The organism is Saprospiraceae bacterium (genome assembly GCA_016719615.1).
Lineage (GTDB): Bacteria > Bacteroidota > Bacteroidia > Chitinophagales > Saprospiraceae > Vicinibacter.
Map to the genome: position 1 here is coordinate 1,532,925 of JADJYQ010000001.1, position 16,175 is coordinate 1,549,099.

12 protein-coding genes are annotated in these 16,175 nt (G+C 37.2%); 2 read left to right on the top strand and 10 right to left on the bottom strand.

Features of this window, described 5'->3' with window-relative positions; translation table 11 throughout:
* Positions 1–23 precede the first annotated feature (23 nt).
* Positions 24–683: a hypothetical protein gene (locus IPM92_06350; protein ID MBK9108000.1), complete on the top strand. Its 660-nt coding sequence runs from the start codon at positions 24–26 to the stop codon at positions 681–683.
* Position 684: 1 nt separating this feature from the next.
* Here IPM92_06350 and IPM92_06355 read toward each other — a convergent pair whose 3' ends face one another.
* Together IPM92_06355 and IPM92_06360 are read right to left on the bottom strand one after the other, a co-directional pair.
* The gene (locus IPM92_06355; GenBank protein MBK9108001.1) at positions 685–1,215 is read right to left on the bottom strand and encodes a TrmH family RNA methyltransferase; all 531 of its coding nucleotides are present in this window, start codon (positions 1,213–1,215) and stop codon (positions 685–687) included.
* A 6-nt stretch (positions 1,216–1,221) separates the two neighbouring features.
* Positions 1,222–2,835: a CTP synthase gene (locus IPM92_06360; protein MBK9108002.1), complete on the bottom strand. Its 1,614-nt coding sequence runs from the start codon at positions 2,833–2,835 to the stop codon at positions 1,222–1,224.
* A gap of 55 nt (positions 2,836–2,890) precedes the next feature.
* Here IPM92_06360 and IPM92_06365 point away from each other — a divergent pair, with 55 nt between their 5' ends.
* Entirely contained in the window at positions 2,891–3,658 is a 768-nt protein-coding gene (locus IPM92_06365; protein MBK9108003.1) for an MOSC domain-containing protein, read from the top strand.
* A gap of 54 nt (positions 3,659–3,712) precedes the next feature.
* Here IPM92_06365 and IPM92_06370 read toward each other — a convergent pair whose 3' ends face one another.
* From IPM92_06370 to IPM92_06405, 8 genes are all read right to left on the bottom strand, one after another.
* A complete protein-coding gene (locus tag IPM92_06370; GenBank protein MBK9108004.1) occupies positions 3,713–6,832 on the bottom strand; it encodes a M4 family metallopeptidase in 3,120 nt (1,039 codons plus the stop codon).
* A gap of 54 nt (positions 6,833–6,886) precedes the next feature.
* Positions 6,887–8,701, bottom strand: a complete 1,815-nt coding sequence (locus tag IPM92_06375; protein MBK9108005.1) for a T9SS type A sorting domain-containing protein — start codon at positions 8,699–8,701, stop codon at positions 6,887–6,889.
* 289 nt (positions 8,702–8,990) lie between these two features.
* On the bottom strand, positions 8,991–9,614 hold the full coding sequence (locus tag IPM92_06380; protein ID MBK9108006.1) for a hypothetical protein: 624 nt from the start codon (positions 9,612–9,614) through the stop codon (positions 8,991–8,993).
* A gap of 10 nt (positions 9,615–9,624) precedes the next feature.
* Positions 9,625–11,310 (bottom strand): DUF1501 domain-containing protein, encoded by a 1,686-nt coding sequence (locus tag IPM92_06385; GenBank protein ID MBK9108007.1) that lies wholly within the window; start codon positions 11,308–11,310, stop codon positions 9,625–9,627.
* Positions 11,311–11,328: 18 nt separating this feature from the next.
* Positions 11,329–12,078, bottom strand: a complete 750-nt coding sequence (locus tag IPM92_06390) for a DUF1800 family protein (GenBank protein ID MBK9108008.1) — start codon at positions 12,076–12,078, stop codon at positions 11,329–11,331.
* An 8-nt stretch (positions 12,079–12,086) separates the two neighbouring features.
* Entirely contained in the window at positions 12,087–12,980 is an 894-nt protein-coding gene (locus IPM92_06395) for a DUF1800 family protein (protein ID MBK9108009.1), read from the bottom strand.
* Between the two features lie 116 nt (positions 12,981–13,096).
* Positions 13,097–14,995 carry a molecular chaperone DnaK gene (gene dnaK, locus IPM92_06400; GenBank protein MBK9108010.1) on the bottom strand — a complete coding sequence of 633 codons (1,899 nt, stop codon included), beginning with the start codon at positions 14,993–14,995 and terminating at the stop codon, positions 13,097–13,099.
* A gap of 147 nt (positions 14,996–15,142) precedes the next feature.
* Positions 15,143–16,147, bottom strand: a complete 1,005-nt coding sequence (locus tag IPM92_06405) for a DUF4249 family protein (protein ID MBK9108011.1) — start codon at positions 16,145–16,147, stop codon at positions 15,143–15,145.
* Between the last annotated feature and the right edge of the window lie 28 nt (positions 16,148–16,175).

Below are 16,175 nucleotides of genomic sequence, written 5' to 3' on the forward strand. Positions count from 1 at the left end.
CTGAAAAATTATGTTTTATTGTGATGAAACTAAGTAAAATCGCATTTTGGCTATTCATTTCTTTTTTTAAGCTTGATATTGCTGCGCAAATTGGTATCCAGGTTTCGGGCATGAATCACCTTTTGAATCCCAATACAACTAGCAAACATTTGCAAGCTGAAGCTCTGAAGGCAGGTGATTTGGGTATTTCATATGGTCTAAGGCTAAAAACGGTGCGAATTGAAATGCATCCGGTTTTATCATTAGCTTATGGTACCGGTGATTTTTTGGATTCGGATTTGGCTTTTAGCGAAATGGGGGCTGCTTTTAATTTGCCCATTTTATTTTACTTATTGGATTTTGCAGATGATTGTAATTGCCCTACATTTAATAAACAAGGCGAAGTATTTGAAAAAGGGCTCTATATTTTAATTCAACCTGGTATAAACCATGTATGGACTTCTCTTAAGAATCTGGATGAAGCTCCGGATTATAAAGGTTTCTTGCCAGAAATTGGTCTAGGGCTTGGATTTGACTTCGGATTAAGCAGGCAAACAACTTTGAGTGCATTTGTAGTGCTTTCGAGAACTTTTAATGGTCATTATGAATTTGATGAGCTTTTGAAAACCTGGGAAAAATCAGCTGCACATATGAATTTACAGTTGGGATTTCGCTATTTGTGGTATTCCAAACGCATTAGATAAATTACATAAACCGACTGCAAATTTGCCAGCAAGCAATTCCGGCTGCCACACTCACATTTAAACTGTGTTTAACACCAAACTGAGGAATTTCAAGACAGGCATCTAATAATTCGATGATTGACTGATCGATGCCATTAATTTCGTGACCCAAAATCAATACATATTTTGAATTTAAATCAACGGGGTATTGGTGTAAAGCAATACTATCTATTGTTTGCTCTATTCCTAAAAGTTGATAGCCTTCCGCTTTTAAAACGTTTAAGTCTTCAGCCAAATTTTGACTCAATTTCCAGGATACATGATGCTGGGCTCCCAAAGCAGTTTTAAGGATTTCGGGATGCGGCGGTTTCGCGCATTGCGGTCCTAACAACAAGGATTCAATCCGGAATGCATCGGCAATTCTGAATAAAGAACCAATATTATGTCCTGATCGGATATTATCTGCGCATAGAATCAGTGGAAATTTCTGACTTTGAATAAATTCCTCACTTGAGATCCGATTTAATTCTTCCAGTTCTTTTTTGCGGACCAAATTCCTTTATTTTTTAGTTTTTTTCTGAATACATGCTTTGATAAAACCTATAAATAAAGGATGTGGCGCTTCAACGGTACTTTTTAATTCAGGATGAAATTGAACACCAACAAACCAGGGATGATCTTTTAGTTCTACAATTTCAACCAAACCCTGATCTGGATTAATTCCTGTGGGTGTTAGACCGGCTTGTTTAGCCTGCTCCAAATAATCATTGTTAAATTCATACCGATGCCTGTGACGTTCATAAATGGACTCGGTTTTATAACATTTTTTAGCAAGTGATTTGTCGCTTAAAATGCAATTGTAAGCACCTAATCGCATGGTGCCACCTTTGTTTTTAACCTTTTTTTGATTTTCCATCATGTCAATGACGGGATGAGTCGATTTAGAGTTAACCTCTGTTGAAGCCGCATCTTTATAACCAACCACATTTCTAAAAAATTCTACAACTGCACATTGCATGCCTAGGCAAATTCCAAAAAATGGCATTTTATGGGTCCTTGCGTAATTTATAGCTCTGATTTTTCCATCTATTCCCCTCTCCCCAAATCCCGGGGCGACCAATATTCCGTCTAATTCTTTGAGTGCTTTTTCGACTTCGAGATCGTTTTCAAGATCTTCAGAATGGATGGGAATGACTTTCACTTTGCACTCGTTAAAGGCTCCAGCATGAACGAATGCCTCATGTATGGACTTGTAGGCATCCGGCAGCTCAATATATTTGCCAACTAAGCCAATTGTAACAGATTCGCTTGGATTCTTGAGCTGTCCTAAAAACTTTTTCCAATTTTTCAAATCAGGTTCTGCCTTTGTTGGCAGATTCAATTTTTCCAACACTCTGACATCCAATTTTTCCTTTAGCATTAGTAATGGTACGTCGTAAATTGTATCGGCATCGATTGCTTCGATTACATTCTCGCGTTGAAGGTTGCAAAACAATGCAAGTTTGGCTCTAATTTCGTCGGTGATGGGTCTTTCTGTACGACATACCAGAATATCAGGTTGGATCCCTGCTTCCAGTAATTCTTTTACGGAATGCTGGCTAGGCTTGGTCTTCAATTCTTTAGCAGCCGCTAAATATGGGATCAGGGTTAAATGGATAGTTACCACATTTTGAGTTCCAACATCCATTCTAAATTGCCTGAGGGCCTCCAAATAAGGCAATGATTCTATATCGCCCACTGTGCCGCCTAGTTCGGTGATGACTAATTGATAACCTGAGTCTCCCAAAAGTGAAATTCTCCTTTTTATTTCATCCGTAATATGAGGAATGACTTGTACTGTTTTCCCTAGGTAATCTCCTTTACGCTCTTTGTCGATAACAGTTTGATAGATCTTTCCAGTGGTAATATTATTGGATTGCGATGTTGGCTTGTTTAAAAATCGTTCATAATGACCTAAATCAAGGTCGGTTTCAGCCCCATCATCTGTTACATAACATTCACCATGCTCGTATGGATTGAGCGTGCCAGGATCAATATTAATGTAAGGATCAAATTTTTGAATGGTAACATTATACCCTCTTGCTTGTAGTAGTTTTGCAAGAGATGCAGATATAATGCCTTTGCCAAGAGAGGAAGTAACCCCGCCCGTAACAAAAATGTATTTTGCAGCCATAGTGAAATTCCTTTACTTTGTTACGGGATGTAAAGGTAGTCCTAAATTTCAATAAATGGATACATCAAGCTATCATAGCCGTCAGATTTATATCTACCCTATTAAATCAGGTCCACCCGTTCGCAAGCAAAAATTGGAATGGGAGGATGGTTGTCTTAAATATGATAGATACTGGATGTTAGCAAAGCCTAATGGGGAGTTTATTACACAAAGGGCATTTCCGCAACTCAATACTTTGCTCATGGAAGAAAAAGAGCATTCTTTTATCCTCATGACCCACGATGCGCGATTCCCGGCTATTGAATTTCCTAAACAGATGGAAGCTTTGGATAGATTATCTGTTGAAATCTGGGGCCATCAAATAGATGCTTATCTTACCCAAAAAGAACTTGCTCAATGGATGTCGGATTTTCTAAGCGAAAAAATACATGTCGTTTTTCAACCTCTAAGAACCAAAACAGTTACTAAAGGAAATTTGGATATTCAAATGTTATTAAATTTTCAAGATGCCTATCCTATCCATGTTATAAATACTGCTTCCATACAATGGCTGAAGGAAGCTTGCAAAAAGCAATTGCACCCTTTACAATTCAGAGCAAATATTTATGTAGATCTGAAAAAAGCATTTGTAGAAGATCAGATTAATAATATCACAATTAATGAGATCCCATTTTTAAAAATTAAAGATTGTGAACGATGTGTTATGGTCAACTTGCATCCTGGTTCTGATGTATTTCATAAGGAGCCATTGGCTACTCTTAGCACTTACAGAAGAAAAGGAAACTATGTGCATTTCGGCATCTATGTTAAACCGGAGATATAAAAAAAAAGGATAAGCAGAATTTGCTTATCCTTTTTAATATTTTCGAATTATAGATTATTGTTTCACTATTTTGAAGTTCTGTGAGTTTCCATTTTCAAAAACAAGTTCTAAAATGTAAGTTCCAGGAACCATATTTGAAACATCGATGCTTTTTGTGCCAGGGAGCATTTTGTCTTTCAAACTTACCCCTCCCAGGATATTGCTTAATTTAAAAGCAACTATTTGTTTTGTATTGGAAGTTAATTGAATAAATAACATATTATCTACTGGATTGGGTAGTAGGTTGACCTCATTTCTAATATTTTCGTTATCAGATTTTACAACTTCACCAAATATTTTCAAATTATCCAAAAGGACATAATCTTTGCTTAAGTCAATATTAGATGTTAAAGAGTCCAATGATCCTTCCAGAACGAGATTTCCAATTTCAATGCTTACGGTTCCACCTGTTAATGGAATTTCTTGTTCAAAATGTTTCATCTCCGGGGTTCTGCTTCCATCTTGCAGGTAAATTGCGTTACCTATGGATTGTCCGTTTTCATTTCTAAAGATGACTCTTGTAACGGCAGCTCTTGTAATATCGGTGAGGATAGAGTCATATAAAGGATTGCCTATTTTTTGCAAGTAGTCAAATGCCAAATACGCTTTTTGAAGTCGTTCTGTATTGACACAAGCATATAAAGTTGTAGTGAATTTAGGATTACTGGAGAACATATTTCCAATAGTTCCGCTTACAATTGGTACCAGTCTGTTCTGATCATTTAGAATTTTACCACCAGAGATAAGCAAAGCTTCAGAACCAAAAATATTGGAGTTGATATCCAGTAATTGATTTGAATCAGGCCTTACCACTAATAGAGTGGAGTCAAATTTTAAATCAGTAAATGGTTCTAAATAGCCAATAGTAGCATTATCAATAAAGACAGCATTGAAGTAAGCGCTGTTATTTGCAGTCAGTGTATCATTTAAATATTCGAGTTTTGCAAGCACTTTGCGGTGGCCTAAAAATTCGCGATTGATATCAAATTGAGGAGTTCTGTAATTTGCATTAGGATAAATGGTTCTATCTACAGCGAAAATGTGTTCAATAGATTTTCCATCGTATGAAAGCGTAATTTTAATAGGTGTTCCAACAGGAACAGGATGGCAACCTAAATAATTAGAAACTACTTGTGCAGTTACAGTTCTTCCTTCACAAATAGAACCTGAAGCATTTATGCTGGTGACTCGGAAATCATGTTCCCCATTGCCGTTTTTAGAAATTAATAAGGGCAATCTATTATTAACCGTATCTGCATCACCAATAAATTCTGCTTCAACCTGTATTGTAATATTTGTCCTTTCAATAAAAGGGCTTCGGATAAATTTATATATCAAAGATTGTCCTGGATGGAGATCTTCACTAAGTGTAAGTAATTCAGTAATTTTATTTCTGCGAGGCACTGAAATATGCATATTGATTTCAGTTCCTGCAGATATGGTCATGCCACAACTTAAATTTACAAGTCTCACTTCGACTGGAAAGTAACCTTCTTTACATGATACTTGAGGGATTTTCTCATTAACAAGCATAAGATCATTGTCAGAATGGCGAGCACCCATTCCAACCGCCAACCAAGCTTCGACAATATTCTTATAGTTCTCTGAACATTTTCCATATCGCTGTTCGGCAATAGTTAATGTAGCCTGGCGCATATCGTAATATTTGGATGTTTTGCCTAAGTACAAAGTCATCGCTTCATATACTATAGAAACAGCTTCTCGAATTCCAATTTTTTTGACATCAAAATCGACATTTTTTTCAGTTTTACCATTCCCTCCTTCCGATAATAAATAAAACCAGTAATTCAAAACGCCGCTATTCGAATGTACTCCCCCATTGTCACCGGAATTAGCAACCCATTTGTTTCCTTTATAATTTTTAGGGTTTCCAAATCTAACAGGGTCTGACATACTTCTGAACGCAGTGTCTGCTTGGTGAAAAAATCTTGAACCCAGCAACCAGTTAAAATTGGAAGAATCATATTCAAATTCTACGGCTTTACCAACGATATCGCTATAACTTTCATTTAAAGCTCCAGATTCATATAGGTATTCCAAACCACAAGTATGTTGAGTGAGTCCATGTGTAATCTCGTGTGCTACTACATCCAATGAAGTTAAAGGATTCGTAATGACGGAGTCACCTATGCCAAAATTTGTGCCTAGGCCATCCCAAAAAGCATTTACATAGAAAGTTGTATCTATGATTTTGTTCAAAAGTTTAGATCCTTTATCATCTACTCCATTTCTTTTAAAATAATTTTTATAATAATCATAAGTAGCCTGGGCTCCAAAATGAACATCCAAGGCTCCTTTTCTTTGTGTAAAACTGCCTGCTTCCCAGTTGTTGTCATCGTCTGTATATTTTCGTCCTGTTGCGGAAACAGTTTCAATGCCATCGCCTCTTGTCAAATCCAAAAGCTCGAATTGTCCGGAGACCATTTCTGTTTCTATACTTCTTTGTCCATGATATAAGGTATGCGCATCTCCTGGTCCACCGCCAAAGCAGGTCATCAAAATATTATGTTCAAGAATTAAGGTACCATTCTGAGCATCGATGTATACCCTTTTTTTAGCCAAAGGTTGGTGGCTGTAAATTTCAATTTTATAAGCTAACCGCATGTTTCCGGAAATTTCCGGATATGCTTCATCCATCCATACTAACTGAGGTTTAGGGTAATGGGAAGCATCATTTTCCCAGGCATACATTTGGGAAGGTAAAGTAGTTTTGGCAATTTCGATTGCACTTGAAATATCTATTTTTGCAGTTGCGTTAATGTCTAATTGAAATGGAATACTTCCATTCACAGATATGACATTTTCGTTTTGACTATGAATAAACAATTCACTGCCTAAAACTTCCAGATCTCTGTAATAGTGTTGCAGTTTTCTGTGTCGAATTTGATTTTGATCTGTGATATCAGATTTTAAATGTAGTTCGTTCAATTCCGGGTATTGAAAATCCTGATTAAATTTCTTCAAATATTCGCTTGTGCGAATGATTTCCTGAGTTGATGGATTGATCCAATAATGACTTTTTGCTTTGGTAAATAGGTCAGCTTGGTTTTGAGCCATTAGAGTTGAAAAACTAATGGAGAAACATAGGAATACAATATGTAAATGTTGTTTCATAAAATGGTTTAACGTTTATTTAAATGAGGTTTATTGAATTGCGTTTCGGGAAATTTATAATTTTACAAACCGTAAAATGTCACTCGTGGTTTTATTCTGAACTTTTAAATAATAAATGCCGGCAGGAAGTGACTCTACTTGCATGGTATAGGTTTCAATGCTATTTGAAATTTCTTTAACTATTTCACAAGGAAAGGATTTTCCACTGCTATTGTATAAAGTAAATTTAATATCCGAAAAAGGAGATACCAGTAATTGAATGGCTATTTTCTTGTTTGCCGGATTAGGGTATAGCCTTAAAATATTAATTTTAGAATCATTACTTGAATTCACAGGTAAACATTCAATGATTCCAGTGGATGATAAACTACAGCCAAATGTATCAGTCATCTGTATATTGTAAGTATCCAAATGGTTTAAAGTATCCCCATTTTGATTTCCTGTAAAGGAGATACCACCCGCATAACTTGAAGCAAAAACATTTAAAACCGCCTTACCCGTGCGATCGCCATTAGCATCTGTAAGACAACTGTAATCAACTTTCAATTCAGGTCTGGCAAAAGCGCAAGAGTCAAATTGACATTTAATTTCTCCGGTAATTTGGAAACTACAACCGGCAGCATCTGTTACTGTCGTTCTGAATATACTTCCCTGTTCCAGCAATTCTCCTGGTTGATGACCAGTTAAAATGTATCCTCCTAAAGCTCCGCTTATGTTTAAGTTCAAACGAGCCTTAAGCAAGGTATCTATGCATTCGTAACTGGGTTCAATGCGCAATGCTGATTGATTACAATCGAAGGGTGGACAATTTATTTTACCTTCTTCAATAATATAACATGAATCAGAATCAATTAAAACAACTTTATACTCATCTCCATGCTGAAGAATGCTGCCATTAGTTGTACCATAATAAAAGTAAGCGCCGGTTCCACCTATTCCTGCAAAATCAAGTTTTACCATACCTGTTTGTCTGCCAATAGAGTCTTTTAAACAAGTGCTTGTGACTTGAATGTCTAAATCAGTATTCTTACACTTTTCAGGAGGCAAACACTGTATTGTTAAAGATGCAAAATCCCTACACCCGGAAGCATCTTCTATAAAGGCTTCCACTTTTGAGCCTGGCAAAAAGTACTCATCGTTTGAAGGACCTGTATACTGATATGGAAGCCTTCCGCCGGTAGCCGTATAATTAATTCGCCCTAAAACTCCATGAATACATTCTGTAGATAAATTCAGATCCAGGCTTGAAAAAGCGCTGAGTTGACTCAGCGGATCTATTTTGATGCAAATTGAAGATTCGCTAACTCTTAAAGGATGTACTATGGATGATATTTGCAAATAATAAGTTTTACCTGCTATCAATCCTTTAAAGCTAAGAAATCCCTTGCATGGATCGGGCTGCTTGCCGCAGGTAATTTCTGTCAACTTATTGCAAGGCCCTTCATAGATCGCATAATTGAACATAAACCCACTTTGAATTTGAATTCCAACTTCTTTCTCAGCAGGAGCTATAAAACTATACCAGATATCCGGAGCAGCGTAAACCATACAACTGCTTTTTATGTTACTTGCCAAACTGTTGACATTTTGACTTTGAATACAAGTTTGTCCAAGTACGATGGCAGTTGCATTCAAACAATCGTCATGAACTGGTTTTTGGCTTGTCCTTTCTTTTATATCAACACAAATATTGCCTTCTATCGTTGAAAAATAGCCGGAAACCTGAAGATAATATTTTGTCTTTGCACTGGGGTTTTGGAAAATAATTTTGTTTCCTAAATGCTCGCATTGAACTTCCGTGAGTTGATTGCAATCACCTGTAAATAATGTGAGCACATCTGCAAAATTTGCATTTGAAATAATTTCCAATGCATTGCCATTTGTCGGTATAAAATGATACCAGACATCTGCCCGTGATCTGAAATTTAAACTGGGTTCAGGTTTGTCAAAACGTGCTTGAAGATTATTATCTACTTGACAATTATTGTTTACATTTAATAATTTACTCTGAGTACATAAATCAGGATTGGGATAAATTGGAATTTCTTTGATAATGGAAATACATACATCATTGAGATCGTCTCTTCCGTAATAATTTGTTTGCTTGGCAATTCTAAAAAAATAAGTTTTCCCGGCTTCGATATTAAAGTGATTGTCCTCACCTCCAAAACCATATTATATTTCCACTTAAACATGGCGCATCTAAAGTAATTTCTACCGCTCGTGAACAATCGTCATTATCAGGACCATTTAAATATAAATTATCAATTAGTAAAATCGTATTGACATCATTGCCATTGGATTCATATTCGAAAATAAACTGAATCGTTTGCGCATTTGGAGGAATCTGCAGATCCAAACTTTGATTGACCAGCACAAGGCCATTTTGCACAACATCGTTACTATAGGTTTGTATTAGTGTTTTTGTGCCATCTAACAAACTGTATAATTTAAGCTGGTTAGGCGCTCCAGCCCTCACAAAACGAAGTCCGAAATCGAGTTTGTAATTGGAATATTTAAATAATGGAAAGGCTTTTGTTGATATGCTAAATTTGCGAAATGTAGTATTATTTTTATCCGTTTGCTGGTAAACGATGGTGCAAGTAGCATCTGCCTGTGGCATAAGATTGCTTTTGATGACCGCAAATGAGTAAGGACCTGCAGCTGTCTCCAAACTCCATTTTTCAGGAAGGGAGCAAGCTGAAAATTGTTCAGAAACGATGAGATTCTGAGCTTGAATATTTGAAATGCAAACCGCTATAATTATTATTAATTTTTTCATCGTGGTTTTTTTAAAATATATTGAAACGTCTCATAAAAGTTTTGCCTGCACTGTCCGGCTGATATATGTATTCTCCCGGATGTAATTTCCATTTGTTTGGATCCAGTGGAATTGCATAAGAACCCTTCAAAGTATAATCATCGTGTAATATGGCAAGGGTTTTTCCATCTGCCGCTTTAATGCTTAATTTGACTTGATTTGAAGTAAGCTGACTGAATTTAATATCAATCGTTTTACTGTTGCTTTCATTTGGATTATGTCCTAATAGTATGGTGTGATAATTCGAGCCGGAGCTTTGTCCTGAACATGGCATATCAAACAAATTTAATCGCGAATAAGGCTGACCCAGACTAAAATCTACCAAATCTTTATCGAGACACAACCATTGTTCCATGATGCTTGCATACATACTTCTGAAATCGATGGAACTTTGTTTTTCAAAGTACACACGGGTATCACCTGCTTTTAAAGCAGCGTCGTTTAAATTTATCGGACTGCCATAAAATCCGCCTTTAACTCCCGGACCAAACACGAGCATAGGTGCCATGTTTCCATGGTCTGTACCTACTGAACCATTTTCGCGAATGGTTCTTCCGAACTCTGAAAAAGTCATCAAGGACACATTTGTATCCATTCCATCTAGTTTCAGATCATTGAAAAATGCAGATACAGATTCAGAAATGTTTTGCATTAACCTATTATGCGGATCCCTTTGATTGGCATGTGTATCAAAACCATCAATATAAACCATATATATCCGGGTTCCAAGCTTTCCTTTAATGAGACGAGAAACAATTTTTAATTGTTCTGCAAGTCTTGAAACAGTATTGAGCGGATAAGTAACTTTATTACTGGTCTGGTTATATGCTTGAGTTACAGATTGACTGTACCGAAGTGAGTTATTCGTCAATTGCCTTAGAAATTCAACCTCCTGACCGCTTGGACAATCACTCAAACCATCTGTTGGATAAAGCTTTCCATATTGAGCAAGGCGATAAAATTCGTTGGGATCATTGAATACCAATTCAAATTGTTGATTGGTTTCAGATCTGAAAACCAAATCCGCATTATAACCAATTCTCAATGCAGGTGGAACAGTTGGCGGGGTTTCTGTGAATACAGGAAATTCCTGATCCAAATATCTACCCATGTAACCAGATTTATATCTGGGATCGTAAAGATTGTCTGCGGCAGATGCCCAATTATCAATGCTGCTAAAATGCGAATAATCCTGATTGGGGTATCCAACATTGTGAAGCACAGCCATGTTTCCTTCATTCCATAAAGGCATTAATGCATTCATCGAGTTAGGAATCGCAAATTCATCTGGCCCAAATCCTGATAATACCGTATTAGCAGTGTAGTCTGTTCCAAATTTATGACTTATACTAGGGCGATAATTTAAATATTCAAGTCTTCCAACATGATCACTATGCGGAAAGACCATATTTAATCCATCGTTGCCTCCAAACATTTTCAGTAGAACAATAATGTTATCTCCACCTCCTATAACAGAAGCAGGTAAGTCCGAAGATAAGAGTGGACTCACAGGCAAACCACTAAGCAGCATGGTACCAAGTCCTGCGATACCACCCGTCATCAGAAATTGTCGTCTGTTCCACATGAGGTGGTCTTCCGTATGTTTCTCCCCAAGATCGCTGCGGAATAAATTGTGATTTTTATGATCTAAGCACATGTTGTAATGAATTGGAATTTATAAAAGTTGAAATTCAGGAAGTGTAACCAAATAATTCATCAAGTTTATGAACTGGTTGGGCACGGAAACGTAATTCAAAGTCCAGGTTCCATCATTATAGTAGTTTAACGGAACTGAAGCTTTAAATACGCCAATTGCAGATTCAATAATTTCTTCTGGAAGGGTCGCTGTAAAAAAATAGCCGATAACTGCTCTAACAATTGGATCAGGATCACTACTGTTATTGGAAAGCGTCTTCAGGAAGCTTCTGTACTTTTCTTTAGTCCTATCGTATTGAAAATAGTAACTGAATTGATCCCGATTATATCGCCACCTGTTGACCAAGGTAAATTCATTTAACCAGGCACGATACCCAGGCCAACCCGCTACATTGACCGGATTAAATAATCTTTGGCCGAGATTGGTATTTGAATTATAAATATGACTTAATGTATCTCTGTTTAATGAATTTGGAAAATTCGTTGGATCGGGTACTTCCGCTTGAAAAGTATTGTTGATCCACTTATATTTAAAATAATCTTTACCAGCTTCCAATCCCAGACTTCTGAAATAATGAATTTGATTTTCAATATGACTTTTAATGCCCAGCCCCATGACTTCTTCTTCATAAAAATGTTCACTTTTGAAAAGAGTTTTGAGTACAGTAGCAATATTAAAGTTGCTCGAAATAAATACTTGAGCAAGGCCATCAAGTATTTCTTCTGGGGGTTCATTATATACATAGTATTTATACAGTTTGCCACAGATAAATCTGGCTACTTCATTCTTTTTGTTTTGAAGATAAGTTCATCGTGCAATAGGTTGTATTCATTTCTAGCTTTTTGCATGGCTTCAGCATCTGTGCTGGGCACAACGCCACCATTATCACCTATAGCTTGACCAAATATGAACTTACCTTTCCAATCATGATTATTTCTGTAAAAGACAAACTGATCTGTTTTCGTTGGTCCAATGATATAATTCCCGCTGCCTGCCGGGGATTCATAATATTGAATATTCCACCCCGTTAATAAACGCGCAGTTTCTGCAACGTCTCTTTGTGTATAATTGCCAACACCCATGGTAAATAACTCGAGCAGTTCGCGGGCGTAATTTTCATTTGGCGAATAGCGCGTATTGTATCTGCCGTCGAGATAAATGAGCATAGATGGAGTCAAGCCCATGGCCTTAACGAAGTCTTTAAAATTACCTAAAGCGTGTTTATGCAGCAGGTAATAATATTGAAAGACCCAGGTTGGGCGATTGCCGGCATCATCGGCTGTTGTTACAAAATGATTAGCCCAAAAGAGAACTAATTTGTGGCGTATCCCTTCAGTGATCATTCCATTAAACCACATATGGACCAATTCCAGATACTTGTAATAAGCGTTGGGGTCTTCAGCAATATTTTGCTCAGCCCAAGCATAGGTATAATCAATGGTGGTAACGCCAACTTTCCTTTCGCCAGGCAAAGGATGGGTCGTTAAATTATTAAAGAGATAATCAACGAGTACAGCCGGGGTATTGGCTTTCGCCAGGTTGATTAAATTGAGTGGCGCTCCATTGCTGATCTTATTGTAGAGATGATGAATGCGTTTTTCATTCCAAGGCTTAGAAGGACTGGGAACGTATTGCTGTAATCCGCCAGTCAGGCAGTTTGTATTGGGCATATTACCTGTTTTTAACCTCTGTAAAATTACAGATTAATGCACAAAAACCAAATAAAATATTAAGGGTTCGCATTTTATCAATGCAAACCCTTTAATTTAGTCTTAACTGCTAAACATTAATTCTTGTTAACTTCCTCAAACTCAACATCTGTTACCTTTTCATCTCCATTTGTAGCGCTTGTATTGGCTGCGTTTTGCTCGGAGCTTTGTTGGTTCTGAGCTTGGTATAAATCCTGACTGGCAGCTTGCCATGCTTGATTTAAAGCTTCCATTGATTTGTCAATTTCTTCTAAGTTCTGAACTTTTAAAGCTTCTTTCAAAGTTAGCAGTGCGCTTGCAATATTTTCCTTTTTATCAGCTGGTAATTTGTCTCCAAACTCTTGCAATTGCTTCTCCGTTTGAAAAATAATGGAATCAGCCTGGTTTATTTTATCTGCAGTTTCGCGAATTTTTTTATCAGCTTCTGCATTCATTGCTGCCTCTGTTTTCATTTTTTCGATTTCCTCCTTGGATAATCCAGTTGAAGCCTCAATTCTGATGTTTTGCTTTTTACCGGTGCCTTTATCAAGTGCACTCACATTTAGGATTCCATTGGCATCGATGTCAAAGCTTACTTCTACCTGAGGAACTCCTCTGGGTGCAGGTGGCAATCCATCCAGTATAAAACGTCCTACAGATCGGTTGTCTTTGGCCATTGGCCTTTCGCCCTGAAGAATATGTATTTCAACAGAAGGCTGATTATCTGCAGCTGTAGAATACACTTTAGATTTCTTGGTAGGAATGGTTGAATTGGATTCAATAACGACGTCATAAACACCACCCATAGTTTCAATTCCCAATGAAAGTGGGGTTACATCTAAAAGTAAAACGTCTTTTATCTCGCCGGTAAGAACCCCGCCTTGAATGGAAGCACCTACTGCAACTACCTCATCCGGGTTGACGCCTTTATTTGGTTTTTTGCCAAAAAATTCTTCCACTACTTGTTGGATTCTAGGAATCCTTGTAGATCCTCCTACGAGGATAATTTCATCAATGTCATTTTTAGTCAAGCCGGCATCTCTCAAGGCATCTTCACAGGGTTTTAAAGTACGGCGAACCAAATCATCAGCCAATTGCTCAAATTTTGCACGGCTTATCTTAAGAACGAGGTGTTTAGGAACACCATCTACGGCAGTCACATATGGCAAGTTTATTTCAGTTTCTGTAGAACTGGAGAGTTCGACTTTTGCTTTTTCCGCAGCTTCTTTTAAACGCTGCAATGCCATTGGATCTTTCCTTAAATCAATGTTCTCCTGAGCTTTAAATTGATCTGCAAGATAATCGATCAATACCTGATCAAAATCATCACCTCCTAAATGCGTATCACCATTTGTTGATTTTACTTCGAAGACACCATCGCCTAATTCCAGAATCGAAATGTCAAATGTTCCACCACCGAGATCGTAAACGGCAATGGTCATGTCTTGGGTTTTCTTGTCGAGACCGTACGCTAGGGCCGCCGCTGTGGGTTCATTTATGATTCTTTTGACAACGAGTCCTGCAATTTCACCGGCTTCTTTTGTGGCCTGCCTTTGTGAATCGTTAAAGTAAGCAGGCACTGTAATAACTGCTTCGGTTACTTCGTGTCCTAAAAAGTCTTCTGCCGTTTTCTTCATTTTTTGAAGAATAATGGCACTGATTTCCTGAGGAGTATAAAGCCTGCCATCAATATTGACCCTGATGGTATTATTATCACCTTTATCAATTTTAAAAGCAGTTCGGCTGATTTCTTTACTCGATTCATCAAATCGACCACCCATAAATCGCTTAATAGACGCAATTGTTCTTTTAGGATTGGTAATCGCCTGACGCTTTGCAGGATCACCTACTTTGCGTTCCCCATTATCCAAAAATGCAACAATTGAAGGAGTTGTCCTTCTCCCTTCGTCATTGGCAATAACCACTGGTTCATTGCCTTCCATCACAGCTACACAGGAATTCGTCGTACCTAAATCAATTCCAATTATTTTTCCCATTTTCTTTTATTTATGGCCTTTAGGTCAATACTCGTGCCATACGAGAAAATGGCAGATTTTGACATATTTAGTCACAAATTAGCAACAAATTGACCTATTATAATATATTTAATATGTCAAAAAGTCAGGTAAAAGTTTTGAAATGCACTATTTGAAAGTAAGATCTCTTGTTAGTGGATGCACTTTAAGAGAATCTGTTGTAGGTTCTTGAGGTGTGATGGATTTAATAATGCTATGCGTTGAGCTAAAAATTCCAAAACCTTGAGAAAGATTGGTATACCTTGGTATTTCCTGACTGGCTGTGATTCCAGTATTTGCATTTAAAATTTCAAAATATTCCTTGATTTCTGGACCACCCCCTACGAGATGAAAATCAAGTTTGATAAGATATCTCTCGATGCCTGTTTCCGGGCTCAATTTATCGTTTAAAAAATTATATAAACTAGAACCAAATACTTTGACACTGGAAAATATTTCACCGCTACCCTCCCTTCCCGGAAAATTTGTAGTGATTGGCATTTCTATGATTTTGATGATAGAGCTTCCTGTAGTGATATTAAATTCTTCTACATGGATCAGGGCTTTCAGATTAAATAAACGCGCATTGGTGCGATGTTTCCATTGGAAGTCATAATTATTGATAGAAAAAAACTTCAATTGTTTCGTGTTATCATCTGGAAAAGTGAATTTCATGTCACTCACTGAAGCTATTTTAGCGGTTACGGGACTTGCCAATTCACTCGTTTGAACAATTATTTGCAAGCTATCACCACCATTCCATTGCATAGCTGAGGTTTTAATTTTGTACAGGATATTTGGCGATTGTGCAAATGGGCCTGAATTTCTTGTAAATCCTTCCAAATTGCCATCAACCTTACTAAGTGTGTACTCTTTTGATTGCGTGAGGTTTACTATTTTAACCAGGGGATCATTATAATAAAGAGAATCGGGATTTTGGGCTATAGTTGAGGCTGAAATATCTTCACTTACAAAAGCTTTTTCAACCCGTATAAATTGCGCGGTGTCTGTTCGATCCATAAAACCATATATGACTGGAATTGCCTTGAAGGGTTCTGTAAGTTGAAAATCCTCATCACATGCAGCTAAAGTTAGGATTAAAACTGCGAAACCGGCAAATTTTATCTGTTTCATTGTACAAAGATAGGCTTTGAAAATATGC